Here is a 24,564-nt window from a genome sequence, read left to right as displayed (position 1 = left end):
GCGATGGCGCATCCGACGCTGGCCGTGCTGGAGCGCAACCTCCTGCTGTACCGGCGGTTGTGGCGGGCCTCGGTGTTCTCCTCCGTGGTGTTGCCGGTGTTGTTCGTCCTCAGCATCGGCCTGGGGGTGGGTGGTTACGTCGGCGGGATCGGCGGGACGGACTATTTGTCGTGGATCGTGCCGGGTGTGCTGGCCTCCACCGCCTTCCAGATCGGCGTGGGCGAGTGCACCTACACGGTCCTGGGCGACTTCCGGTGGGTGCGGTCCTACCACGCGATGCGGGCCACGCCGGTGGACATCTGGGACATGCTGCGCGGCTGGTTGCTTTATGTGCTGCTGCGGGTCGAGGTGGCGGTCGTGGTGTTCCTCGTGGTGAGTGCGGCCTTCGGGGCGTTGCATTCGCCGTGGGCGCTGGTCACGCCGCTGGTGTGCGCGCTGCTGGGGCTCGCGGTGGCCGCGCCGGTGACGGCGTTCGCGGCGACGGTGGAGCATGACAGCTATTTCGCGCTGCTGTTCCGGTTCGTGATGATCCCTTCGACGTTGTTCGCCGGGGTGTTCTTCCCGGTCGAGCAGTTGCCCGGGCTGGTGCGCCCGCTGGCCTACGTCTCGCCGCTGTGGCACGCGGTGGAGCTGTGCCGGGCGGCGACGCTGGGTGGCGCTCCCCCGTGGCCGGTGGCCGCGCATGTGGCGTGCCTGGCGGTGTTCGCGGTGGCCGGGCTGTGGTGGGCCAACCGTGCTTTCCGTAAGCGACTTGAGGACTGAGGCGCCGTGGTGACGACCTTGCTGGCGATGCGGATCTCCCCGGTGCGGGTCGGGGCGGTGATCGGCCGCAACGTGGGGGCGTTGCGGTCGGGGCCGTCGTACTGGCTGGTGCTGGTGTCGGGGTTCTTCGAGCCGTTGCTGTACCTGTTGTCGATCGGCGTGGGCGTGGGCGCGCTGGTGGGCGAGGTGCCGCTGGACGCGGACCGGATGGTGCCCTACGCGGTGTTCGTGGCTCCGGCGATGCTGGCGGTCTCGGCGATGTCGGGGGCGCTGTCTGAGACGACGTTCAACTTCTTCTTCAAGATGAAGTACATGAAGACCTTCGAGGCGGTCCTGGCCACCCCGGTGCGGCCGATGGAGATCGCCTTCGGGGAGCTGGTGTGGGCGCTGGTGCGCGGGTCGCTGTACACCGGGGTGTTCCTCGGGGTGATGGTGGCTCTGGGGCTGGCGGCGCCGTGGTGGGCGCTGGCGGCGTTCCCGGTGACGATCCTGGTGGGGCTGGCGTTCGGGGCGGCGGGCATGGCGATCTCGACGCTGATGCGCGGCTGGCAGGATTTCGACCTGCTCAGCACGGGGCAGTTCGCGTTGTTCCTGTTCTCGGGGACTTTCTCCCCGGTGGCGGACTATCCGGGGGTGCTTCAGGTGGTGGTGTGGGCCACGCCGTTGTACCAGTCGGTGGAGCTGGTGCGCGGGGTGGTGCTGGGCGATCTGGGGTGGGGGCTGCTGGTGCATGCCGGTTATCTGGTGGTGATGGCGGTGGCCGGGCTGGTGTTCGCGGCGCGGCGGCTGGAGCGGCTGCTGCTGCCCTGAGCGCCGGAGTGGTTCAGGTGAGGGCGTTCAGGGCGAGGTCCACGTCGGCCTGGGTGGAGTAGAGGTGGAAGGAGGCGCGGAGTCGTCCGGCCCGTACGGCGGCGCGTACTCCGGCGTTGCGCAGGCGTTCCTCGGCGTCGGGGATGTCGGCGGTGACGATGGCGCTGCCGGTGGCGCTGCCGGTGGCGCTGTCGGTGGCGCTGTCGGTGGGGGGCAGGCCGAGTTCGTGGCGGAAGCGGGCGGCCAGTGCGGTGTTGTGGGCGTGGACGTGCTCGACGCCGATCCGGCCGAGGAGTTCCAGGGTGACGGCGGCGCCGACCTGGCTGAACCAGGCGGGTGACAGGTCGAAGCCGGCGGCGTCGTCGCGCAGCCGAAGCGGGGGGCCGTAGTAGGAGCCGCCGGGGTCTGCTCCGGCGTACCAGTTGGCGGCGATGGGGCGCAGCCGTTCGCGCAGGCGGGGGGCGAGGTAGGCGTAGGCGGCGCCGCGCGGGGCCATGAGCCATTTGTAGGCGGAGCAGACCAGGGCGTCGAAGCGGGTGGCGTCGACGGGGAGCCAGCCGACCGCCTGGGTGGCGTCGGTGACGACGAGGGCGTCGTGGTCGCGGGCGGCGGTGAGGATGTCCTGGACGGGGGCGATCTGGCCGGTGGCCGACTGGACGAGGCTGAAGGCGACCAGGGTGGTGCCGGCGTCGATGCTGTCGGCGACGCGGTCCAGCGGGACGGTGCGCAGGTGGGCGGCGACGGCCCAGGGGAAGAGGTTGGAGGTGAACTCTTCCTGCGGGGCGAGCACGGTGGCGCCGGCGGGCAGGGCGGTGGCCACGGTGGACAGCATTTGGGAGGTGGTGGCGCCGAGGGCGATGTCGGCGGCGGGTGCGCCGGTGAGGGCGGCGAAGGCTGCTCTGGCGCGGTGGGTGGAGGTGTCCCAGGTGTGCCAGTCGGTGCTGCCGTGGTGCCATTCGGTGAGGACGCGGCTGAGCTCTTCGAGGGTGGTGCGGGGTGGCAGGCCGTAGCTGGCGGTGTTGAGCCAGCCGGGGGTGGGGTTCCAGAGCCGGCGTGCCTGTTCGAGGTCCATGTGATCACTTTATGCGGCACGGTTGGTGGCGAAACGCTTGCCCCGGGAGTCGAATGCGTGTTCCACTGGTGCGCATGCATGGGGACGCGCTTCCGCTCCTTGAGGTCCGTGACGACCGGCCGCGGATCGAGCGGCGGGCGACGGTGCGGCGGGCGGAGGGCACCACCTTCTACGAGGTGCGGGCCCGGTCGGCGATCGAGCGGGTGCCTGCGGAGACGGGGCTGCCGCAGGAGTGGGCGGTCAACCCTTACCGCGGGTGCGGGCACGCGTGCCGGCATTGCGGCGCGCGGAGCGGTCATCGCCGGTTGGGGTTGGACACCGGGAGTGGTTTCGAGACCGGCATCGTGGTCAAGACCGATGTCGCGGCGCGGTTGCGTGCCGAGTTGGCCGCCGATGGGCGGGGGCGGGCGCTGGCGGTGGGGGTCAGCGGTGACTGTTATCAGGTGGCCGAGGAGCGTTATCGGCTGATGCCCGGGGTGCTGGCGGCGTTGCGGGATGCCGGGGCGTCGTTTCGGGTGTACACGAAGAGTTCGCTGGTGTTGCGGGATGCGGAGGTGCTGGCGCAGGCGGCGTCGGTGGCCGATGCGGCAGTGTCGGTGTCGGTGGCGTTCGTGGACGAGCGGATCCGGCGGGTGGTGGAGCCGGGGGCGCCGAGCGCGCAGCGGCGGTTGGAGTTGTTGTCGGCGCTGGCCGAGCGGGGGGTGCCGGCTGAGGCGGTGATGGGGCCGATCCTGCCGTTGCTGACCGATTCGCCGGACCAGTTGGCCGCCACGGTGCGGCGGATCGCGGCGGCGGGGGCGGGTGGGGTGAGGCCGGTGGTGCTGCGGCTGCCGCCGGGGACGCGGGAGTGGTACATGCGGTGGCTGGAGGCCGATCATCCGGGTCTGGTGCCGCGTTATGCGGAGTTGTATGACCGGGTGGGGCGGCCGGATGCCGCGTATGCGGAGCGGGTGTGTGCGGAGGTGGCCGCGCTGGCCCGGGTCTACGGGCTGGGTGTCGCGCGGCCGGTGGTTCCGCCGGCGGGGCCGCGTTTTCCGCAGCTGGCGTTGCTGTGAGCGTGTGAGAAAGAAAAGGGGGGAGGCCCGCGACCGGGCCTCCCCCCTTTTTTTGGGTGTCAGGGTGTCACAGGGCGCTGCCCTTGGCCCATTGCTTGAAGGACATCTGCCAGAAGCCCCAGCCGTTGTTCCATTCCAGCTCGCGGTCGGTGCCGGTGATGATCACGACGTCGCCGCGCTGGTAGTTCTCGTAGAACCACTTGGCCTGGTCGGGGCGGGCGTTGATGCAGCCGTGGCTGACGTTCTGCCGGCCCTGGGCCCAGACGTTGTTCTTGGCGTGCACGTACTCGCCGGAGTTGGAGATCCGCACGGCGTGGTCGATGAGCTCGTCGTAGTATTCCGGGTCGCCCTTCTTGCGGCCGGGTGAGATCATCCGTACCGGGTTGGCCCGCTCCATGGTCAGGTGGACGCCGCTGGTGGTGGTGTATTCGCGGGTGTTGGCCTTGCCGGCGCTGATCAGCATCCTCTGTACGGTCTTGCCGTCCCGCTTGACGATCATGGTGTGTTTGCGGGTGTCGACGGTGCTGATCTGCTTGGCGCCGATGGTGATGACGGTCTTGGTGTCTTTGACGCCGTACATGTCCTTGGCGGCGCGGACGCCGGCGAGGTCGGCGGTGAAGGTGACCTTCTGGTGGGCGGGCCAGTACTTCTCGGTGCGGTAGATCGCCTGGTTGTCGCCGATCCACCGCCAGGCGCCCTTGACCGGCTTTTCGGCTTCGACGTGCAGTGCCTTCTCCACGGCGGCTTTTTCGGCCACGGGCTGGCTGAAGGTGACGATGATCGGCGCCCCCACGCCGACCTCCTCGCCCTTCACGTTGGGGGTCACGTCGGCGATCGTCAGTTGCCTGGCGGGTTTGAGTGTGGTGAAGGCGCTGGTGGCCTGTGCGGGGCCGCCGGTGCCTTCGGCCGTGGCGTTCACGGTGTATTCGGTGGAGGGCTGGAGTGTGCCGCTGGATACCCAGCGGGTCTTGCCCTCGTCGAAGCGGCCTTCGATCTCTTCGTCCCCTGCGGTGAGGGTCACTTCCTGCAACGCGCCGCCCGCGGCGGTGACGACGACCCGTTTGTCGGGGCGCACCTTCGTGGCGCCCTCGGCGGGACTGATCTTGATCGTGGGTGCCGGGGAGGTGGTCTCCTCCGAGGCCGCTGGGGTCGTCGCCGCCGGGTCGCCCGCCGAGCATGAGGCGGTGAGCGTCACGGCGACGGCCAAGGCAACCCCGGCCAGTGGCCTCTTCCAACGATCAAGTGTTATCACGACTACTCCCCCACTAAGCCAAAGGTGCTCTAAAACCCTAATGGGGACCCCTGCGCTCGCGCACACCTTATGTGGGCTTTTGAGCGCGTATTCGGTGGGCCGAAACCGGGAGGTCGATCCGCCGTCGGCCACCGGGCCCGCGTCGACGCCCGGCACCCTCGGAGGGTCCCCTTAAAGTAGACGCCTCAACCGTCCCAAAGGTTTACAAAGAAGCGCCTTTTTCTGGGGCGGGGCCGGCGATGTCACAGGGTGTGCACGCGGTGGGTGAGGCCGGTGTGGCGGCGGCCGGCGCCCTTGGTGCGCACGGCCTGGGTCAGCGCGCGGCGCGAGCCGACGATCACCACGAGGCGCTTGGCCCGGGTGACCGCCGTGTAGAGCAGGTTGCGCTGGAGCATCATCCAGGCGGAGGTGGCCAGCGGGACGACCACGGCGGGGTATTCGCTGCCCTGGGAGCGGTGGATGGACACCGCGTAGGCGTGGGCCAGCTCGTCGAGTTCGTCGAAGGCGTAATCGACGTTCTCGTCCTCGTCGGTGCGGACGGTCAGGGACTGGTCGTCGGGGCGGATGTCGGTCACCACGCCGACGGTGCCGTTGAACACCCCGGCCGTGCCCTTGTCGTAGTTGTTGCGCAGCTGGGTGACCTTGTCGCCGATGCGGAACACCCGCCCGCCGTAGCGGCGTTCCGGCAGGCCCTCGCGGGCGGGGGTGATGGCCTCCTGCAGCGCGTTGTTCAGCGCGCCGGCGCCGGCGGCGCCGCGGTGCATCGGGGCGAGCACCTGCACGTCGCGGCGCGGGTCCAGGCCGAACCTGCGCGGGATGCGGCGGGCCACGACGTCGACGGTGAGTTTGGCGATCTCCTCGGGGTCCTCGCAGGGGAACAGGAAGAAGTCCTCCATGCCGGCCAGGATCGGGGACAGGCCGGTGTTGATCCGGTGGGCGTTGACGACGACGCCGGACTGCTGGGCCTGGCGGAAGATCTGGGTCAGCCGGACCCTGGGGATCTCCTCGGCGGCCAGCAGGTCGCGCAGGACCTCCCCGGCGCCGACGGAGGGGAGCTGGTCCACGTCGCCCACGAACAGCAGGTGCGTTCCGGGCGGCACGGCCTTGACGAGCTTGTTGGCCAGCAGCAGGTCCAGCATCGACGCCTCGTCGACGACGACGAGGTCGGCGTCCAGCGGGTTGTCCCGGTCGAAGGAGGCGTCGCCGCCGGGGCGCAGTTGCAGCAGCCGGTGCACGGTGGTGGCCTCGTGGCCGGTCAGCTCCGACAGCCGTTTGGCGGCCCGGCCGGTGGGCGCGGCCAGGATCACCTTGGCCTTCTTGGCCTGGGCCAGGGTGACGATGGAGCGCACGGTGAAGGACTTGCCGCAGCCGGGGCCGCCGGTCAGCACCGCGACCTTGGCGGTCAGCGCCAGCCGTACGGCCTGGGCCTGCTCGGGGGCCAGGTCGGCGCCGGTCTGGCCGCGCAGCCAGGCCAGGGCGCGGTCCCAGTCGACCCCGGTGAAGGCGGGCAGCCGGTCGCGGCCGGTGTTGAGCAGCCTGAGCAGCGAACCGGCCAGTGACAGCTCGGCCCGCTGGAAGGGCACCAGGTAGACCGCGGGCACCGCCCCCTCGGCCACCGGGATCTCCTCGCGGACCACGCCCTCGTCGGCGACCAGCTCTTCCAGGCAGGAGGCGACCAGGTCGGCGGGCACGTCGAGGATCTTCACCGCGTCCCCGGTCAGGTTGGGCGCCGGCAGGTAGCAGTGGCCGTCGTCGGCCGCCTGGGACAGCGTGTACCGCAGCCCGGCCTTGACCCGCTCGGGGCTGTCGTGCGGGATGCCGACGGCCTGGGCGATGGTGTCGGCGGTCTTGAAGCCGATCCCCCACACATCGTCGGCCAGCCGGTACGGCTCGCCGCGTACGACGTCGATGGACCGCTCGCCGTACTCCTTGAAGATCCGCACGGCGATCGAGGTGGACACGCCGACCCCCTGGAGGAAGATCATCACCTCTTTGATGATCTTCTGTTCCTCCCAGGCGGCGGCGATCATCTTGGTGCGTTTGGGGCCCAGGCCGGGTACTTCGACGAGGCGGGCCGGTTCCTTCTCGATGACGTCGAGGGTGGCGGTGCCGAAGTGGTCCACGATGCGCTCGGCCATCTTCGGGCCGATGCCCTTGATCAGGCCGGAGCCGAGGTATCGCTGGATGCCCTGCACGGTGGCCGGCAGCACGGTCACGTAGGACCACACCTCGAACTGCCTGCCGTAGCGGGGGTGGGAGGTCCACCGGCCGGTCAGCCGCAGCGACTCCCCCACCTGCGCGCCCAGCAGCGGCCCCACCACGGTCACCAGCTCCGCCCCGCCGCGCTCGGTGGCCACCCGGGCGATGGTGTACCCGGTCTCCTCGTTGGCGTAGGTGATGCGTTCGAGCACCGCGGCCAAGTTGGTACCGGGCTTCTCGGGGCCCGCGTCCCGGCTCTCCTCTGACCTGCCCACGCAGACGAGAGTAGGGCAGATCTTGATTTCCGCGACACCTTCCGCGAGTCGTGCCCAGCGCGAGCGCGCGGTCCCGGAACGGTGGGGCGGGTGCTGACGGCCTGCCCCACCGGCGGCGCTACCCCTGGAACCTCCTGAGCTGCCACTGTGCGAACGAACTGATCTCCTCGTCGCGCACCCTGGCGGCGTGGCGCAGCAGCGCCGGGTCGTCCTCGGCCATGCGCGCCGCGATCGCCGCGGCGAACAGCCGGGCCACCGGGTCGTCGCCCTCCATCCCGGCGACCACCTCGCCCGGGTCGGGGTCTTCGGTGTCCGAGGCGACCAGCCCGGCCGTGAGCCGCCCGACCTCGAGGTCGGCCAGCCGCGAAAGCCCGGCCATGAGCTGCTCGGTCGAGGCCATCGTGAGGAAGTGCAGGACCTTCCACCGGATGGCGGTATCGGAAGCCCGGCTCAGGGTGAGGGCCTGGGCGATGATGCCGGCGTGCCGCTCGTCCGCGGCGAGCAGCACGAACTCGACGGCGAAGAACCGCACCTGGCGCCGCGGGTGGGCCAGCAGGCCGGGGACCTCGTCCAGCAGCGGCTCGGCCTGCTCACCCAGCTCCGACAGCAGCCAGGCCCCGGTCTGCACGGCGTCGTCGTCGCCGCTGTGTAGCAGGGTGCGGAGGTTCTCGACGGGGTAGCCGCCGAACAGCTCGTTGAGCAGGTCGTTGGCCGCCTGCCCGAGGACCCCGTCGTCGGCGGGGCGGGCGAGGATGCGCGCCATCAGGTCGTCGCCCGTCTGTGTCTGCATCTCGCGTTACTTCCCCTCGTCGGCCTTGCGCTCGAGCTCGGCCAGGAGCTTTTGCTCCTCTTCCAGCCTCGCCGCGTGTCCGGGGTCCCGGCCGAGACGGGCCTCGTTCATCTTCCGCGTGAGGATGCTGTCCTTGACTTGCGCCGCCGCCTGTCTCGCCTGCTCCGGTGTCATGTTGCTCACAGCGCCGCTGTTGGGCAACCTGCCGTGCATCCGCTGCGCAGCGGCGTCAAAGCTCGCCGGGGAGTTCGAGTCGTAGCCGCCGCCTTTACCGCCGCCCCCTTTGCCGCCGCCACCCCCGCGCTTGCGTCGGATCTGGAGCATGCCGTCGCGGGCGTGCGGCCGTTTCTCCATCTCCTTCATGATGCGGCGCATGGTTTCGGTCACCCGGCCCTGCAGGGCCGGGGCCAGCCCCCTGGCCGTGCCCTCCGCGCCTTCGAGCGCCGCCTTGCCCACGGCGTGGCGGGTCATCTGCATGCGTGCGAGGGCGAGCATCCCGCCCGCCGCGCCGCCGAACAGCAGCGCCTGGGTGGTGGCGGTCAGCCCGAACGCGGCCTGCGTGCCCACGGCCAGCTTCACCGCGCTGACCACGTTCGCGGTGCCGTCAAGGACGGTCGGTGCGAACTTCGCCGCGGAGGTGGCCTGGGAGATGTGGCCGCCGCCGTCGCCGACCTGGTTCCAGTGGGCCGCCAGCTGCGTGGCCGAGTCGCCCTGGTAGGTCTGCTGCGTGCGGCGGACCGTCTCGTCGGCCGCCGCGCCCTGTGCCGACGATGCGGCGAGGACGACGCGCCAGTCGTCCGCCTCCAGGCGCCACTCGTCCTCGTTGTCGTTCGGCCAGGGGAAGCCGATGAGGTTGAGGAAGCTCGCCACCTGCGGGTCGAGCGTCACCGCCATGTGGGGCCCTCGAAGCTCTCGAAGCTCTCGACGTTGGCGCTCTCCGCCGCCCGGGTGTTCCTCGCCACCATGCGCAGTCCCTCGCCGGTCTCGGCGATCTCCCCGCCGATTCCCGTCAGCGCGTTGAGCGAGACCTGCAGGCATTCGTTGTAGGTCCCTGTGATGGTGGCGAACAGCCCCTCGCCGCCGAAGGTGCGAGCGCCGCTGCACCGTTGTCGTAGCCGCATGACCGCGGCGTCGTACTCCGCCCCGTGGCCGCCGACGTGCGTGCCGTCGCGTCCCACCGCTCCCGAGGCGATCTCAAATCCCGTCATGTTCAAGGAGGATATCCAGCCACATTGCGACACAGACACTACGTTTACACTGAAACGCTCACCCGCCCTTGACTGACGGAGGTCGCCATGCGTTCACCTGCGCCGGAGGACGACGCCGAGTACCTGCGCCAGTACGTTGCCCAGAGCCGCCGCGCCATCCGCGCGATGCACGACGCCCGGGCGTCCATCGGTCAGGTGGAGGGCCGCGCCAAGAGCGACGACGGGCTGATCGAGGCGGTCGCGAACGGCCACGGCGCCCCCACCCGCCTGCGCATCGACCCGCGGGCGCTGCGGCTCGGCGAGGCCGCGCTCGGCGGAAAGGTCGCCGAGGTGCTGCGGGCCGCGCAGGACGACGCCGGGCGGCAGGCGCGGGAGATCGCCGACGGGGTGCGCGACGTCGCCGCGGCCCTGCCGGCGCCGCTCGACGAGACCTTCGTACGCGCCCGGGTCGAGCAGGCACTCAACGACCTTTATTAGGAGGCGAAGCGTGTTCGGGCCGGAAATCGACCCCGCCAACATCAGCGAACGGAAGCTGGATGAGGCCGCCCTCCGGGGCGAGCGCATGCTGGCCTGGCTGGAGTCGGCGCAGGAGGAACTGCGGGCCGTCACCGGCACCGGGGAGGGGCCGTCGGGCCACGTGCGGGTGACCGTCGAAGCGGACGGGCGCGTCCTCGACGTCCGCTACGACCAGCATGCCCTGCGGCTGGGCAGCCAGGACCTGGCCGAGGAGACGCTCGCGGCGGTGCGGGCGGCGGGCGCCGACGCCCAGCGGCGCACCCATGACCTTATGCGCGAGGCCATCCCCGGCTACGACCCGGTCCAGACGCAGGCCGAGCTGGAACGGCTGCTCGGCTCCGAGTGGGGGTGAACAGCTGGTTCAGTCTGTTCCCGACGTCTCTCTATGATCATTCTCGGCGCCGATGGCTGTATCGGACGGGCCTGGCCGGTGACGTAGATCGTCAGTGGCGGTAGATCGTCAGTGGCGTACGTGCCGAAGCGGCTGAGTGGCGAGCCGTGGCCGCCGCGGGGCGCATTATGGCTCGGCTTACGGCGTGGGCGGCGGGTGCGGGGCTAAGGTCGTCTCCTGTACGGACGGCGTCGGGAAGGAGAGCCGATGGGGCGGGTGCTGGAGGCCACGGCGGGGGCGTTGCTGCGCAGGATCGCCGTTGAGCAGGCCGGGTGCCGGGTGCCGTCGCTGGCGGCGGCGATCGTCCGCGACGGGGAGCTGGCGTGGTTCGGCGGCCGGGGGACGGTGGACGGGCGGGCGCCCACGCCGGACACGCAGTACCGGATCGGGTCGATCACCAAGACGCTGGTGGCGACGGTGGTGATGCGGCTGCGTGACGAGGGCCGGCTGGATCTGCTCGACCCGCTCGGCAAGCACCTGCCGGGCACCGCGGTCGGCGAGGTGTCGATCGCCCAGTTGCTGTCGCACACCGGCGGGCTGACCGCCGAGTCCCCCGGCGCGTGGTGGGAGCGTTCGGCCGGGACGGGGGTGGAGACGCTGCTCGGCTCGCTCGGCGAGGATGCCGCCAGGCACCGGCCCGGGCGCCGCTACCACTACTCCAACGTCGGATTCGCGCTGCTGGGCGAGCTGGTGGCGCGGCACCGGGGGGTGCCGTGGGAGGAGGCGGTGCGCCGGGAGGTGCTGGAGCCGCTGGGCATGACCGGCACCACGCCGCGCCCGCGCCCCCCGCACGCCACCGGGTACGCGGTGCATCCGTGGGCCGACGTGCTGCTGCCCGAGCCCGAGCACGACGCGGGCGCGATGGGCCCGGCCGGTCAGCTGTGGTCCACGCCGGCCGACATGGCCAGGTGGACGGCGTTCGTCGGCGGCGACACCGGCGGCGTGCTGGACCCGGCGACGCTGGCCGAGATGCGCGAGCCGGCGATCGTGGACGACGGCGACATGTGGACCAGCGGGTACGGGCTGGGGTTGCAGCTGGCCCGCTCAGGCGGGCGGCGGCTGGCCGGGCACACCGGGTCGATGCCCGGATTCCTGGCCACCGTGTGGGCCGATCCCGACGAGGGGCTGGGCGCGTTGTTCCTGGCCAACACCACCTCCGGGATGAGCCGCACGCTGCTGGGCGACCTGCTGGCGATCGTGGCCGAGCGCGAGCCGAGGCTGCCGGTGGAGTGGGTGCCGGTCTCCGCCGACCCGGAGCTGCTGGCGCTGACCGGGCCGTGGTACTGGGGGCCGGCCCCTTATGTGCTGCGGCTGCTGCCCGAGCGCGGGCTGTCGCTGACGCCGCTGGGCGGCGCGGGCCGTTCCTCGCGGTTCGTGGCCCAGCCCGACGGCACGTGGCTGGGCCTGGACGGCTACTACGCCGGGGAACGGCTCCGCGTGGTCCGCCGTGACGGGGCCGTGTCGCTGGACCTGAACACGTTCGTGTTCACCCGCGAGCCCTACGATCCGGCCGCGCCGATCCCCGGCGGGGTGGACTCAGCCGGCTGGCGTTAGCTCGGCCAGCGCCTCCACCAGGCGGCTCGCGTCGGAACGGTCGTTGTAGTGGACCAGTCCGGCGCGGACCGCCGACCCCTCCTCGCGGATGCCGAACGCGGCGGTCACCTCCCAGGCGTAGCAGTGCCCGTCCCACACGTTGACGCCCCGCCGCGCCAGGTGCTCGGCCACCTGGAGCGGGGTGTGGCCGGGCACGGTGAGGTAGACGGTCGCGGTACGGCGGGCGGGTGAGCCGACGAGGCGCACGTGCGGCAGTGCCGCCAGTTCCTTGAGCAGGTGGTCCAGTTCGGCCTGCTCGTAGGCTTCCACGGCGGCCATGGAGGTGAGGATCCTGCGCCGGCGGGTGCCGGTGGCCTCGGCGTCCAGGGCGGCCAGGTGCTCGACGGCCGCGGTGACTCCGGCCAGGTCGGCGAAGGGCAGGGTGCCGGTCTCGAACCGGTCGGGCACGTCGTCGGGGGAACTGGCCAGCTTGTCCGGGCGCAGCCGGTCCAGCAGGTCGGGGGCGGCGACGACGGCGCCGATGTGCGGGCCGGACCACTTGTAGGCGCTGGTGGCGTAGAAGTCGGCGCCCAGGGCGGTGACGTCGATCGGGTTGTGCGGGGTGGCGTGCACGCCGTCGATGTAGGTGAGGGCGCCGGCGGCGTGCGCGAGGCGGGTGATGCGCGGCACGTCGGGCATGGTGCCCAGCACGTTGCTGGCGGCGGTGAGGGCCACCAGGCGGGTGCGCTCGCCGAGAAGGTCCTCGTACTGCGTGGCGGGTAGTTCGCCGGTGGGCACGTCGACCTCGGCCCAGCGCACGCGTGCCCCGGCGCGTTCGGCCGCCTGCACCCAGGGGCGTACGTTGGCGTCGTGGTCCAGGCGGGACAGCACGATCTCGTCACCCGGTCCCCAGTCCTTGGCCAGCGTGGCGGCGAACCGGTAGGTGAGGGTGGTCATGTTGGGCCCGAAGACCACTCCCTGGGCCTGGCCGCCCACCAGGTCGGCGACGGCCTGGCGGGCTTCGGTGACGATGGCGCCGGATCTGGCGCTGGCGGGGAAGGCGCCGTGGGTGTTGCCGATGCCCGCCCGGTAGGCGCCGGCGATCGCCTCGATCACCGAGTGCGGGGTCTGGGTGCCGGCGGCGGCGTCCAGCCAGGCGCGGCCGTCGGCGAGGGCGGGATACATGGCGCGGACCCGCGCGACGTCGAAACTCATGATCACATCATCCCGCTATCTGGACATTTCAGACAAGAGGGAGGAGGTGTGCCGAGTGCCACCCGGACTTCCGTTCCGCGGGGCGCGGCCTGGTTAGGCTGGCCGTATGAGCCTCTCCCAGCCGCCGGCGGTCGGCGTGCTCCTGGTGGACGACGACCCGCTGGTGCGCGCCGGGCTGGCGATGATGCTGGGCGGCGCCCCGGACCTGCGCGTCCTCGCCCAGGCCGGGGACGGCACCGAGGTCCTGCCCCTGGTGGAGCGGCACTCCCCCGACGTGGTCCTGATGGACGTCAAGATGCCCTCGATGGACGGTCTGGCCGCCACCGAGGCGCTGCGTGCCCGCCGTGACGCGCCGGAGGTCATCATCCTGACCACCTTCGACGCCGACGAGCACGTGCTGCGCGCGCTGCGCGCCGGCGCCGCGGGGTTCCTGCTGAAGGACACCCCGCCGGAGGAGATCGTCACCGCGGTGCGCCGGGTGGCCCAGGGGCATCCGGTGCTCTCCTCCGCGGTCACCCGGCGGCTCATCGCCCGGGTCGCCGACGGCGGCCGCGACCGCCGCCGCGCCGAGGCCCGGGAGCGGCTGGCCCTGCTCGGGGACCGTGAGCGGGAGGTGGCCCTCGCGGTCGGCGAGGGCCGCTCCAACGCCGAGATCGCGGCCCGGCTGTATCTCGGGCTGCCCACCGTCAAGACGCACGTCTCCAGCGTCCTGGCCAAGCTGGGGCTGAACAACCGCGTCCAGATCGCCCTGCTGGTGCATGACGCGGGGCTGCTGGACGAGCGCTGAGCCGGGGGTCAGTCGCCGGGCGGGGCGGGCAGGGTCTGGCCGGTCTCCAGCAGGGTCTTCAGGTCCGACAGCAGGTGCGGCCAGCCCGTGCCGACCTGCCCGAGGACGGCGCTGCCGGGGTCGAAGCCGTCGTGCACGACGGTCAGCTTGACGATCGGGCCGGCCGGCTCGATGTCGAAGGTGACCTTCGAGCGGCGCTCGGCGGCCATCCGGGCCACCAGGTCTTCCTCGAACCCGTGGGCCTTGCCGAACTCGGGGGTGAAGGTGTGCCAGGTGTAGGACAGCCGGCGGGGCGGGTCGGACTCCAGGACGACCTGGGCGGGGTCGGCGATCGTCACGCCGTCCAGCACCCAGGTCATGGTCGAGCCGGCGGCCCAGTCCGACTCCAGGGCGAGCCCCCAGTAGCGGCGGGTGAAGGCCGGGTCGGTCAGCGCCTGCCACAGCCGCTCGGGGGTGGTGTTGATGTAGGTCGTGTAGACGAATTCGGGGTTGCCCATGGGTTCGTGCTCCAATGCCGTCTTCAGGTCCGCCAGCGCGCGTACGCGCTCGCGGTCGTACCGGTCGATCCAGCGTTCGGCGATGGCGTTGATCGGCGCGGCGTTGAGGTAGTGCAGCTTCTCCCGGCCGCGCCACACGGTGGTCACCAGGCCGGCCGCCTCCAGCACCGTGAGGTGCTTGCTGACGGACTGCCGCGCCATGTCCAGTCCGGCGCACAGTTCGCGCAGGCTCTGGCCGTTGCGGTCGTTGAGCCTGTCGAGCAGCCGGCGTCGGCTGGCGTCGGCCAGCGCCTTGAAAACCTCGTCCATTCCCCCGCCACCTCGGACATGCAGCCGTTTGGCTGCCTTAAATTTATGCAGCCTTCTGGCTGCATGTCAAGGATGTCGCTCAGATGCCGAGCCGGGCCGCGATGCCGTCGAGCACGGCGGCCAGGCCGAGCTCGAACTGCCAGTCGGTGTCGTCCTTCCTGGTGCCGGACCTGATGTAGCGCTCGAAGGCGGGATAGCGGCCGGAGTCGAGGAACCACGCCATCCGCGGGGCGTAGGCGGTGCGCAGCTCGTCCATGGTGGCCACGCCCTCGCGGGCCAGCAGCCGGGCCAGGTGGATCTGCGCGTCGGCGATGCCGCTCACGTAGGAGGTGAGGGCGGTCACGACGGCGTACTTCGTGTCCTCGTCCAGGTCGAGGCCGGACATGGAGGCCAGCAGCCGGTCGGCGTAGGCGACGTAGCCGGGCGTCAGCGGCGCGCCGGCCTCGGTCAGCCAGGGGTGTGCCAGCCGGATGCGGCGCATCTGCCGTCCGGCGGCCGCCAGGGCCTCGCGCCAGCCCGCGTCCGGCGCGAGGGGCTCCCATTGGCCGTAGACGCGGTCCACCATCAGCTCGACGACGTCGTTCCTGCCGCGCACGTAGCGGTACAGGCCCATGGTCGCGATGCCCAGGCGGTCGGCCAGGCGGCGCATCGAGACCGCCTCCAGCCCCTCGGCGTCGGCGATCTCCACGGCGGCGTCGGCGATCTGCCCGTGGGTCAGCTGCACCCGCGGCGCCGGCCGGGGACGCTCCAGCCGCTGCCAGATGGACTCGCGATCCTTCTCGTCCCGTTCCACGGTGCCGCCTCTCTCCCGCCGGTTCCGCGTACATCGTATCGGACTTGTACGCCGTACGCTGGTCTGCGTACGCTGTACAAGCCATATACGCCGTACACAGCAGAAGGGACCTTGTCATGTCCGCAAACCGCCGGCCCCGCGGGCGGTGAGGGCGTCGTGCTGACCGCGCTCCTCCGCGACCACGCCCGCCCCTACCGGGCGGCGATCGCCCTGGTGGCCGTGCTGCAACTGGCGCAGGCCCTCGCGGCGCTGTCGCTGCCCACCCTGAACGCCCGGCTCATCGACGACGGTGTGAGCAGGGGGGACGCCGGCGCCGTCCTGGACGCCGGGGCGGTGATGCTCGCCGTCGTCGTCTTCCAGCTGGGCTGCGCGGCGGGCGCCGGATACGCCGCCGCCCGGGTCGCCGCCTTCGTCGGGCGCGACCTGCGGGCCCGGGTCTTCGAACGGACCCTTGGCTTCTCGGCCCGCGAGATGGCCCGCTTCGGCGCCGCCACCCTGCTCACCAGGACCACCAACGACGTGCAGCAGGTGCAGACGCTGCTGTACCTGGCGCTGACCGGCCTGGCGGTGCCGGTCATGATGTTCGCCGGGGGCATCGTGACAGCCGTCGGGCTGGAGCCGCGGCTCTCGGGCCTGATCCCCGCCGTCCTGCTCGCGCTGCTCGCCGTCCTCGGGGTGATCCTGTACCGGTTGCGCGGCCCGTTCGCGGCCATGCAGGACCGGCTGGACCAGGTGAACCGGGTGCTGCGGGAGCAGATCGGCGGCGTCCGGGTCATCCGGGCGTTCGTCCGCGAGGAGCACGAGCGCGCCCGCTTCGCCGAGGCCAACACCGGGCTGGCCGCGGTGTCGGTGCGGGCCGCCCGGCTGATGGCCACGATGTTCCCCGCCGGGATGCTGGTGGGCAACCTGGGCGCGGTCGCCGCCGTCTGGTCCGGCGGCCACCTCGTCGGCGCCGGCACCGGAACCGCGGGCACGCTCATCGCCTTCCTCAACTACCTGGCGCTCATCATGGGCTCGGCGCTGCTGGCCACGTTCACCGTGCTGGCCGCCCCGCGCGCCCAGGTGAGCGCCCGGCGGATCGGCGAGGTGCTCGCCACCCGCACCGCCCGCGCCCTGCCGGCCCCGCCGGTGACGACGCCGCCCGCCCGCGCCCTGCTGACCGTCCGCGACGTCGTCTACACCCACCCCGGGGCGCAGCAGCCGGTGCTGAACGGCGTGAGCCTCATCGCCCGCCCCGGCGAGACGACCGCGATCATCGGCTCCACCGGGACCGGCAAGACGACCCTGCTCAACCTGATCGCCCGGCTGGCCGACCCCGACGGCGGAACCGTCCTCGTCGACGGCGTCCCCGTGCGCGACCTGGACCCGGCGGCGCTGGTGCGCACGGTCGGGCTCGCCCCGCAGCGGGCCTACCTGTTCTCCGGCACCCTCGCCGCCAACCTCCGCTACGGCCGGCCGCAGGCGAGCGACGCCGAGGTGTGGCACGCGCTGGAGGTCGCCCAGGCCCGTGGCTTCGTCGAGGCGCTGCCGCACGGCCTGGACACCCCGGTGAGCCAGGGCGGCGGCAACTTCTCCGGCGGCCAGCGGCAGCGGCTGGCCATCGCCAGGCTCCTGGTCGCCCGCCCGCTGGTCTACCTCTTCGACGACTCCTTCTCCGCGCTGGACCAGCCCACCGAGCGGGCGCTGCTGACCGCGCTGGCCGCGGAGACCGCCGGCGCCGCCGTCGTGATCGTCGCCCACCGGGTCGCCACCGTCCGCCACGCGCACCGCATCGTCGTGCTGGAGGCGGGCAGAGAGGCGGGCAAGGTCGCCGCCACCGGCACCCACGAGGAGCTCATGGCCGCCAGCGCCACCTACCGGGAGATCGTGTCATCGCAGTACTCCGAGGAGGAGGCGGCATGAAGGACGTCCGTCCGGCCAGGCGGCTGCTCGCCACGGCGCGGCCCGAGGCGCCGCTCGCCGCCGCCGCGCTGCTGTCCGCGGCCGCCGCGGTGGCGCTGACCGTGACCGTGCCGCGGCTGCTCGGCATCGCCACCGACCTGGTCGTCGGCGCCGCCGGCCGCCCGAGCCCCTTCGCCGAGCCGGCCGGGCCGCTGGCCGCCGCCGCGGCCTGCTGTTCGGCCGCGTTCTGCGCCGCCGCCCTCCAGCAGCGGCTGACCGCCGCGATCGTGCAGCGGCTGGTGTTCCGGCTGCGGGAACGCGTGCAGGGCAAGCTCGCCCGGCTGCCCATCGCCTACTTCGACCGCACCCCGCGTGGAGAGGTGCTCTCCCGGGCCGCCAACGACGTCGACAACCTCGCCCAGACCCTCCAGCAGGTGCTCGGCGTCGCGGTGCAGGCGGTGCTCACCCTGGTGGGCGTGCTGGCGATGATGGTGTGGATCTCGCCGCTGCTCGCCCTGGTGTCACTCGTCGTGGTGCCCTGCTCCGTCGTGGCGGCCCGGCTGATCGGCCGGCGGGCGCAGCCCGGGTTCGCCGGGCAGTGGGCCTCCGCCGGGCGGCTCAACGCGCACGTGGAGGAGATGTACACCGGGCACGCGCTGGTCACGGCCTTCGCCAGGCAGGCCGAGGCGGAGGAGGTGTTCGCCGGGCACAACCGGGAGCTGACCCGGGCGGCGTTCCGGGCGCAGTTCCTGTCCGGGCTGATCGGGCCGGCGATGATGCTGCTCGTCAACCTCAACTACGTGCTGGTCGCCGTCATCGGCGGGCTGCGCGCCGCCGCCGGGACGCTGTCCATCGGCGACATCGTGGCGTTCCTGCAGTACTGCTACCAGTTCGGCCAGCCGGTCAACCAGACGGCCGCCATGGCGGGCCTGGTCCAGTCGGTGCTCGCCTCGGCCCGCCGCGTCTTCGAACTGCTGGAGGAGGACGAGGAGGCCGCCGATCCCGAGACCGCCGAGCAGCAGCGGACGGGGGCGGTGAGCGGGCGGGTGGCGTTCGAAGGGGTGTCCTTCCGTTACGAGCCGGGCACGCCGCTCATCGAGGACCTGTCGCTGGTGGCCGAGCCGGGGCGGACGGTGGCGATCGTCGGGCCGACCGGGGCCGGGAAGACGACCCTGGTCAACCTGCTCATGCGGTTCTACGAGCCGGCCGGCGGGCGGATCACCGTGGACGGCGCCGACACCGCCCGCATGCCGCGCGCCGAGCTGCGCCGCCTGGCCGGCATGGTGCCACAGGACATCTGGCTGTTCGCCGGGACGATCGCCGACAACATCGGCTACGGCGCGGCCGGCGCCTCCCGCGCGGACATCGTCCAGGCGGCGCAAGCCGCCGGGCTGGACCGGTTCGTCCGGACGCTGCCCGGCGGGTATGACACGGTGCTGGACGAGGAGGGCGGCAACCTGAGCGCGGGTGAGAAACAGCTGATCACCATCGCCCGGGCGTTCCTCGCCGATCCGCGGATCCTGGTGCTCGACGAGGCCACCAGTTCCCTGGACACCCGTACCGAGATGCTGATGCAGCGTGCCATGACCTCGCTGCGGCGTGGCCGTACCAGTTTCGTCATCGCCCACCGGCTGTCCACGATCCGCGAGGCCGGGCTGATCGTGGTGATGGAGGCGGGCCGGGTCGTCGAGCAGGGCACGCACGAGGAACTCGTCGCCGCCGGTGGCGCGTACGCGCGGATGCTCGCGGGCCGGCTGGGCGCCACGCGCGCCTCGTGATCCTCAGCCGGCCGGGGCGAGTGCGGCGGCCAGGTCGGCGGCGGGGCCGGGCGGCAGGGTGGCGTGCAGCAGTTCGACGCGGTGGACCAGGCGCGGCGCGGTGAGCCGTACTCCGGTGGTGCCCGGGCCGTAGGGCCACGGCGTGCCGGCGGTGGCCGGCAGCAGCGTCAGGCCGTGCCCGGCCGCGACCAGGGCGGCCAGCGTCGCCACGTCCGAGCCGGTGTAGGCGAGGCCGGGGCGGAAGCCGTCGGCGCCGGCCACCTCGCGCAGCCGGGTGAGCGGGGCGCCCAGCGCGGGGGCGTCGATCCACAGCGCGTCCACCAGGTCGCCCAGCGCGAGCCCGGCGGCGCCGGCCAGCGGGTGTTCCCGGGGCAGCGCCACCGCCAGGTCGCGGTGGGCGACGCCGCGCGCGGTGAGGTGTCCCGCGGTCGCGGCGGCCACCGGGAGCGGGTCGGTGGGGGCGGCGAGGCCGTCGGCCAGGCCGAGTTCCGCCTCGCCCGCGGCGACCAGGCGGGCCACCTCCGGGGCGCCGGCCAGGCGCACCTCCACCTCGGCGCGCGGCCGGGCGGCGCGCAGCCGCATCAGCGCCGCGGGGAGCCCGGCCGAGGCCGCGCCCAGGGCGGTGGCGGCGACGGTCAGGCGGGCGGCGGGCGCGGCGGCGGCGCGGGTGACGTCGGCCCTGGCCGCGGCCAGCCGCAGCAGCAGCGGCCCGGCGTGCTCCAGCAGCCGCTCGCCGGCCTGGGTCGGCTCGACGGGGCGGCGGCGCAGCAGCGCGACGCCGAGCTCGGCCTCCAGGGCGGCGATCTGCTGGGAGACGGCCGACTGGGTGTAGCCGAGCGCGCTCGCGGCGGCGGAGAAGGAACGATGCTCGGCCACGGCGACGAAGGTGCGCAGCAGGTGCGGATCCACCCTCCATCAGTATCACTTATCGCATGGCCACCAATCATCGTTGGCGCTTAACGAGGTGCCGGTGCCACGATGAACGGCATGAACGCAGCCCCACCGATTCCGAAGATCGCCCTGGTCGGAGACCGTTCCCCGGGCGTCCGGGCGCATGCCCGCATCCCGTCGTTGCTGGAGGCGCTGCGCCGGCGTGAGGGGCTGGTGCTGGACGCCTACTGGATCCGCACCGACCAGGTCGGCGATCTCGGCGGCTTCGACGGCGTGTGGCTGGCGCCCGGCAGCCCCTACCGCAGCGAGGCGGGCGCGCTGGCCGCCGCCCGCACCGCCCGCGAGCGGGCCGTCCCCTTCCTGGGCACCTGCGGCGGCTTCCAGCACGCGCTGCTCGGCTACGCCCGCGAGGTGTGCGGGCTGGAGGTGGGCCACGGCGAGAGCGGCGCCGGCGGCAACCTGCTGATCACGCCGCTGGCGTGCTCGCTGGCCGGTCACGAGGGCCTGGTACGGCTGGCGCCGGGTTCGGCGATCGAGCAGATCATGGGCGTGGAGTCCAGCGTGGAGCGCTACCACTGCTCCTACGGCCTCAACCCCGCCTACCTGCCCGAGCTGGTGGCCGGCGGGTTGCGGTTCACCGGCTTCGACGAGGCGGGCGAGGTACGGGTGGCCGAACTGCCCGCACACCCGTTCTTCCTGGCCACCCTGTTCCAGCCGGAACTGGCCGGGGACGGCGACCGCCCGCACCCGGTGATCTCCGCCTTCGCCGCCGCGGTCGCGGCCCACGCCGGGACGCCGGCGGCCGGGTGACTCGGCGCGTGGGGCGGGGGCCCGCGCGGGGCGAGCGGCACTCTGTCCACAGCGCGCCGCACGGCGGCGTCCAGGGGTCTGAGGAACATCGGAACCGGATCGTGCGCTAAGCCCTGGCTGGGCAGGTCAGGGCCGTGCGGCCTTGCGGCAGCTCCGCTCTCGAAGGATTGACCGCAGATACTTGCCGAATATCTGCGAGAGTGTCGATGCCTTCCTGGAGGAATGCCCTCGCTCGGCAGGGACCAGACTCCATGGTTATCTGCGATAGAGCGCGGAGGCGGTCGTGGGAGTGGTCGATAAGATCGGGGTCGAACGGCAGACGCCGGTGCTCAAGGACGCGGTCCAAGGCTTCCTGGCCGGAGTGTCCAACCCCAACACTGCCCGGTCCTACGCCACGGCGCTGCGTGCCCTGACCGAGAAGTTTGGCTCCTACACCCCGGTGAGTTCGCTGGAGGGTGAAGTGGCGGCCGACCGGGTCGCCGCCTGGTTCATCGGGCAGTGGGGGGCGCGCTCGGCGGCCACCGTCAACGCCCGGATGAACGCATTGTCCTCGGCGAGTGGGTCGTGGCGGGATCAGGGCTGGATCACTGAGGACCCGTTGCGTCGGCTCAAGCACCGCCCGGTCGAGGTCGACCTCACGCGGTCGCTGGACCGTGCCGAGGTCGCCGAGTTGCTCGGCCGGGATGGGATTGCGCTTCGTGAGCGGACCTTGTGGCGGCTGTTGTACGAGTCCGCGGCACGGGCTTCCGAAGTCCTGGCGCTCGATGTCGACGAACTGGACTTGCGTAACCGAAAGGCCCGGGTGCGGCGTAAGGGCGGCGCGGTGGACGCGGCCGGGCGGTCATCTGGCCACGTCTGCGGTGTCGAGGATGCCGACCCGGCGCAGCCACCACCTCCACACGTCCTCCAGGCCGGGGGAGGCAGCCCACTCGGTCTCGGTGACCTTGCCGCGAGCGTAGGCGGCGGTCCGGTCGGCCAGCGCCTGAAGCTCGGCGCCGGTCACCCAGCGGGCGACGCGCGTCTTGTCGGCGGATGGGGCCGGCTCGCCGGTGACGATGGCGCGGTAGATGGTCCAGTGGTGGCCGGGCGTGCGTCCCTGGCGGACGAGGCGGCAGCACTGGTTGGGCCGCCACCCGCCGGTCATATGCTCCAGTTGGCCGATGGTCAGTCCGGTCTCCTCGGTGACCTTTTCGCTGGCGGTCTTCCCCGGGTTACCGTGGTCGTCGACATGCGCAGCCGGCAGAGCCCAGGCGTGCGGGTACTCGGCCCGTTCGATCAGCAGATACCGGCCGTGCTCGTCGGTGACGATGACACCGACGGAGGTGTGGTCGCACACGTCGCGGGCGCGCGTGTCCTGCCCGCACACCCAGCGCTCCAGCGGGGACGGGCCGGCGGCCTCCAGAGCGCGCAGCCGGGACTGAGCGGTGGCCCGGTTCGGCGCCCCGGCCGCGTTGCTCAGGCCCATCGCTGAGGCGATCTCGGCGTAGCTGGCTCCCTCTGCTTTCCAGCGGCGCAGCGTGGCGGCCTGGATCGCCTCCAGGCGCGGGATGAGGTCGCGGGCCAGGGCGTGCACGGTGTCCGCCATGCGCTGACGCCGGCGGACGTCAGGGCGTTCATCACCGTGCGGGTCTTGGGTGTGGTCCCAGGCGCCCGCGCGCAGCTCTGCCATGGCGCGCAGAGCGGTGTCCAGGCCGGCGGCCAGGTGCAGTGCGGCCTCGCCGAGCTGTACGGTCTCAGCGACGCCGAGCCGCAGGTGGATCTCGGAGCCGCCGTGGGTGGTGATCTGCTCGTAAGCCAGGTGGGGGTTGGTCATCAGACTCTCCTTTGTATGAAACATCATCCACTATGTATTGGATCTCATACAGAGTCAAGAACATTGGGACCCCGTAGATCTTCAGAATCTCTGAAGCCTCATCAACACCTAGAGAAGTCGGAGCGCCAGCACATAAGCCCAGGCCCTGCCGGGTTCGAGAACTTCGAACGGCATGTCGTGCCAGCCGGGAAAGTGGTCAACCGCACCGCGAACGACATCGTGGCGTGGGTGTTCTCCCGAAGTGCTTCGAGCGGGACCTGCGCACGGTGCTGCAGCAAACATCACCGAAATCCTTGGCGGCTTGCCCGATCGTCGACTGCTCGTCCAAGACGGCCTTGACGACCTCGTCCTTGAACTCCTCTGAATAGTTCTTCCCCGCCACGAACCCTTCCTTCCAGACCAGTCAGCACCCTACTTGGCACCGTGTCCGGAAGATCAGGGGCACCTCATCCAGAGCGTCATCGACCGACCGGGTGGTCAGATGCACCACGGTAGCCAGCAGCGTGGCGAGCTTGCGCTCGGCACCGTGCCGATCGATCAGCGTGGCCTTGCCGTCCATGCCGTAACGCCACAGCTCGGCCATCCGCCGCGGCGGGATCACCGACACATCCACCTCACCGACGCCGAGCGCGGCGATCTCGGCCACCCGCGCCAGCGCCCGCTCCATCTGCGGGCCCGACGCCTTCACCACCGGGCGGCGCAGCCGCTCCAGCGTGGAGACTCTCGCCCCAGCCGGCACCTCCACCAGCTCGGCCAGCACCCGGCGCTGCTCGTCATTCAGCAGGTCATGCAAGGTGTCCCACAACCGTTTGGTGGCCTTCTCCCGTTCCCGAGCCGCGCCAGCCGATGCATCTTCGGCATCAGCACCGGGCGGGTGCGCAACTCGGCCACCGCCGCATCGAACAGCGCCTTGGGGCCCTCGCCCGTGGTGAACGCCCGCGCCGCGATCCACCGGGCCAGTTCCAGTTCGACCTGGGCGAAGTCGATCCATCCGCCGACCTTCTCGATCTCCCCGGCGTGGGTGCGCGCGGTCCCGTCACGCTGGCCGTACAGCTTGATGCACGAGGGGTCAGCGATGCCCAACTGCTCAGCGAGGTAGTCCACGACCTCGGCAGGGACCTGACGAGGGTCAGGGAGAAACCGCCGCAAGAACCGGACCACGCCAAGCTGGACACTGAACCCGAGCCGATTGTGATCTCTGCGCTTGGCATCGATCACCTCATGATCGGTGTCATCCAGGAAGAAGTACTTCTCCAGCTGAGCACGCGAAGGCGGCCCCTGAAACGAGGCGAACCGCTCAGCCTGCTCATCGGACAAGAACTCGACCGGCACCCTGAACCTCCTACAGGTCTACGACAAGACCCTCGAAGGGTTCCGGTAGCGATCACCGGCGGTCAAACCGATGCTCACCAGGACAAACGTTTAGCGCACGATCCAGTTCCAATGTTCCTCAGACCCCGTCCACTACAGGGAGTCGAAGTCGCGGAGGATCCGTCCGACGTGCGAGGGTCGCCACGTCGTCACCGGCGTCGTCGAGGGCGCCGCGTCATGGCAGGGGAGCCGCCGTACATGCGGTTGCTTTTATATAGCTGGTACCGTATGTTCGGTTATGTGCTCGCCCCCTTCGACGTGCTCGCCGAGCCGACCAGGCGGGCCATCCTCGACCTGCTCCTTGAGCGTCCCCGGCCGGTGTCCGAGATCACCGACCGGCTCGGGCTGAGCCAGCCAGGCACCTCCAAGCACCTGCGGGTGCTGCGCGAGGCCGGGCTGGTGCGGGTCCGCCGTGACGCCCAGCGCCGCTGGTACGAGCTGAGCCCCGAACCCCTGGCCGAGATCGACGCCTGGCTGACCCCCTACCGGCTGCTGTGGTCGGGCCACCTGGACGCGCTGGAACGGCACCTGGACGCCATGCCCGAGGAGCCGTAGG

24 protein-coding genes are annotated in these 24,564 nt (G+C 71.8%); 11 read left to right on the top strand and 13 right to left on the bottom strand.

The features are described from left to right. The first annotated feature begins 3 nt into the window (after positions 1-3). Together QSK26_RS09965 and QSK26_RS09960 are read left to right on the top strand one after the other, a co-directional pair. Positions 4-762, top strand: coding sequence for an ABC transporter permease (locus tag QSK26_RS09965; RefSeq protein WP_285774751.1), 759 nt, complete (start codon positions 4-6; stop codon positions 760-762). Between the two features lie 9 nt (positions 763-771). Further along, entirely contained in the window at positions 772-1,572 is an 801-nt protein-coding gene (locus tag QSK26_RS09960; protein WP_285774750.1) for an ABC transporter permease, read from the top strand. 13 nt (positions 1,573-1,585) lie between these two features. Here QSK26_RS09960 and QSK26_RS09955 read toward each other — a convergent pair whose 3' ends face one another. Beyond that, positions 1,586-2,644 carry an aminotransferase class V-fold PLP-dependent enzyme gene (locus QSK26_RS09955; RefSeq protein ID WP_285774749.1) on the bottom strand — a complete coding sequence of 353 codons (1,059 nt, stop codon included), beginning with the start codon at positions 2,642-2,644 and terminating at the stop codon, positions 1,586-1,588. A gap of 53 nt (positions 2,645-2,697) precedes the next feature. Here QSK26_RS09955 and QSK26_RS09950 point away from each other — a divergent pair, with 53 nt between their 5' ends. Next, complete coding sequence (locus QSK26_RS09950) at positions 2,698-3,699, top strand: radical SAM protein (RefSeq protein ID WP_285774748.1); 1,002 nt, start codon at positions 2,698-2,700, stop codon at positions 3,697-3,699. Between the two features lie 67 nt (positions 3,700-3,766). Here the strand turns inward: QSK26_RS09950 and QSK26_RS09945 are convergent, their stop codons facing one another. The 5 genes from QSK26_RS09945 to QSK26_RS09925 form a co-directional block, all read right to left on the bottom strand. Continuing rightward, complete coding sequence (locus QSK26_RS09945) at positions 3,767-4,906, bottom strand: L,D-transpeptidase (RefSeq protein ID WP_285774747.1); 1,140 nt, start codon at positions 4,904-4,906, stop codon at positions 3,767-3,769. A gap of 287 nt (positions 4,907-5,193) precedes the next feature. Next, positions 5,194-7,425 (bottom strand): SF1B family DNA helicase RecD2, encoded by a 2,232-nt coding sequence (gene recD2, locus QSK26_RS09940; RefSeq protein WP_502888689.1) that lies wholly within the window; start codon positions 7,423-7,425, stop codon positions 5,194-5,196. Between the two features lie 118 nt (positions 7,426-7,543). Then, positions 7,544-8,215: a hypothetical protein gene (locus QSK26_RS09935; protein WP_285774746.1), complete on the bottom strand. Its 672-nt coding sequence runs from the start codon at positions 8,213-8,215 to the stop codon at positions 7,544-7,546. A gap of 6 nt (positions 8,216-8,221) precedes the next feature. Next, entirely contained in the window at positions 8,222-9,109 is an 888-nt protein-coding gene (locus QSK26_RS09930; protein ID WP_285774745.1) for a WXG100-like domain-containing protein, read from the bottom strand. After that, the gene (locus tag QSK26_RS09925; RefSeq protein ID WP_285774744.1) at positions 9,100-9,423 is read right to left on the bottom strand and encodes a hypothetical protein; all 324 of its coding nucleotides are present in this window, start codon (positions 9,421-9,423) and stop codon (positions 9,100-9,102) included. The genes QSK26_RS09930 and QSK26_RS09925 overlap by 10 nt, the downstream gene beginning before the upstream one ends. An 87-nt stretch (positions 9,424-9,510) precedes the next feature. On the opposite strand from QSK26_RS09925, the gene QSK26_RS09920 reads away from it, so the two are divergent. From QSK26_RS09920 to QSK26_RS09910, 3 genes are all read left to right on the top strand, one after another. Beyond that, entirely contained in the window at positions 9,511-9,900 is a 390-nt protein-coding gene (locus tag QSK26_RS09920; protein WP_285774743.1) for a YbaB/EbfC family nucleoid-associated protein, read from the top strand. Between the two features lie 10 nt (positions 9,901-9,910). Continuing rightward, entirely contained in the window at positions 9,911-10,291 is a 381-nt protein-coding gene (locus QSK26_RS09915; RefSeq protein ID WP_285774742.1) for a YbaB/EbfC family nucleoid-associated protein, read from the top strand. Between the two features lie 246 nt (positions 10,292-10,537). Beyond that, complete coding sequence (locus tag QSK26_RS09910) at positions 10,538-11,884, top strand: serine hydrolase domain-containing protein (protein ID WP_285774741.1); 1,347 nt, start codon at positions 10,538-10,540, stop codon at positions 11,882-11,884. Here the strand turns inward: QSK26_RS09910 and QSK26_RS09905 are convergent. Beyond that, entirely contained in the window at positions 11,867-13,078 is a 1,212-nt protein-coding gene (locus QSK26_RS09905) for a cysteine desulfurase-like protein (protein WP_285774740.1), read from the bottom strand. The genes QSK26_RS09910 and QSK26_RS09905 overlap by 18 nt on opposite strands. A gap of 106 nt (positions 13,079-13,184) precedes the next feature. On the opposite strand from QSK26_RS09905, the gene QSK26_RS09900 reads away from it, so the two are divergent. After that, positions 13,185-13,865, top strand: coding sequence for a response regulator transcription factor (locus QSK26_RS09900; protein ID WP_285774739.1), 681 nt, complete (start codon positions 13,185-13,187; stop codon positions 13,863-13,865). A gap of 8 nt (positions 13,866-13,873) precedes the next feature. Here QSK26_RS09900 and QSK26_RS09895 read toward each other — a convergent pair whose 3' ends face one another. Both QSK26_RS09895 and QSK26_RS09890 read right to left on the bottom strand, forming a co-directional pair. Beyond that, a complete protein-coding gene (locus tag QSK26_RS09895) occupies positions 13,874-14,671 on the bottom strand; it encodes an ArsR/SmtB family transcription factor (RefSeq protein ID WP_285774738.1) in 798 nt (265 codons plus the stop codon). A 79-nt stretch (positions 14,672-14,750) separates the two neighbouring features. Continuing rightward, the gene (locus QSK26_RS09890) at positions 14,751-15,464 is read right to left on the bottom strand and encodes a TetR/AcrR family transcriptional regulator (RefSeq protein ID WP_285774737.1); all 714 of its coding nucleotides are present in this window, start codon (positions 15,462-15,464) and stop codon (positions 14,751-14,753) included. 111 nt (positions 15,465-15,575) lie between these two features. On the opposite strand from QSK26_RS09890, the gene QSK26_RS09885 reads away from it, so the two are divergent. Further along, complete coding sequence (locus QSK26_RS09885; protein WP_285774736.1) at positions 15,576-17,366, top strand: ABC transporter ATP-binding protein; 1,791 nt, start codon at positions 15,576-15,578, stop codon at positions 17,364-17,366. Beyond that, positions 17,363-19,123, top strand: coding sequence for an ABC transporter ATP-binding protein (locus tag QSK26_RS09880; RefSeq protein ID WP_285774735.1), 1,761 nt, complete (start codon positions 17,363-17,365; stop codon positions 19,121-19,123). The genes QSK26_RS09885 and QSK26_RS09880 overlap by 4 nt, the downstream gene beginning before the upstream one ends. Positions 19,124-19,126: 3 nt before the next feature. On the opposite strand, the gene QSK26_RS09875 is transcribed toward QSK26_RS09880, so the two are convergent. Further along, positions 19,127-20,032, bottom strand: coding sequence for a LysR family transcriptional regulator (locus tag QSK26_RS09875; protein ID WP_285774734.1), 906 nt, complete (start codon positions 20,030-20,032; stop codon positions 19,127-19,129). A 78-nt stretch (positions 20,033-20,110) separates the two neighbouring features. Here QSK26_RS09875 and QSK26_RS09870 point away from each other — a divergent pair, with 78 nt between their 5' ends. Next, on the top strand, positions 20,111-20,824 hold the full coding sequence (locus tag QSK26_RS09870; protein ID WP_285774733.1) for a CTP synthase C-terminal region-related (seleno)protein: 714 nt from the start codon (positions 20,111-20,113) through the stop codon (positions 20,822-20,824). An 841-nt stretch (positions 20,825-21,665) separates the two neighbouring features. Here QSK26_RS09870 and QSK26_RS09865 read toward each other — a convergent pair. The 3 genes from QSK26_RS09865 to QSK26_RS09855 form a co-directional block, all read right to left on the bottom strand. Beyond that, a complete protein-coding gene (locus QSK26_RS09865; RefSeq protein WP_285774732.1) occupies positions 21,666-22,637 on the bottom strand; it encodes an NUDIX hydrolase in 972 nt (323 codons plus the stop codon). A 403-nt stretch (positions 22,638-23,040) separates the two neighbouring features. Then, positions 23,041-23,430 carry a hypothetical protein gene (locus tag QSK26_RS09860; protein ID WP_285774731.1) on the bottom strand — a complete coding sequence of 130 codons (390 nt, stop codon included), beginning with the start codon at positions 23,428-23,430 and terminating at the stop codon, positions 23,041-23,043. Next, positions 23,415-23,969, bottom strand: coding sequence for a DUF4158 domain-containing protein (locus QSK26_RS09855; protein WP_285774730.1), 555 nt, complete (start codon positions 23,967-23,969; stop codon positions 23,415-23,417). Before QSK26_RS09855 ends, QSK26_RS09860 begins: the two co-directional genes overlap by 16 nt. Before the next feature lie 267 nt (positions 23,970-24,236). Here QSK26_RS09855 and QSK26_RS09850 point away from each other — a divergent pair, with 267 nt between their 5' ends. Then, positions 24,237-24,563 carry an ArsR/SmtB family transcription factor gene (locus tag QSK26_RS09850; RefSeq protein ID WP_285774729.1) on the top strand — a complete coding sequence of 109 codons (327 nt, stop codon included), beginning with the start codon at positions 24,237-24,239 and terminating at the stop codon, positions 24,561-24,563. Position 24,564 lies beyond the last annotated feature (1 nt).

It is taken from the genome of Microtetraspora sp. NBRC 13810 (genome assembly GCF_030268685.1).
GTDB lineage: Bacteria > Actinomycetota > Actinomycetes > Streptosporangiales > Streptosporangiaceae > BSRQ01.
Note: the sequence above shows the minus strand (reverse complement) of the source record. Positions and strands in the feature narration are given on the sequence as shown.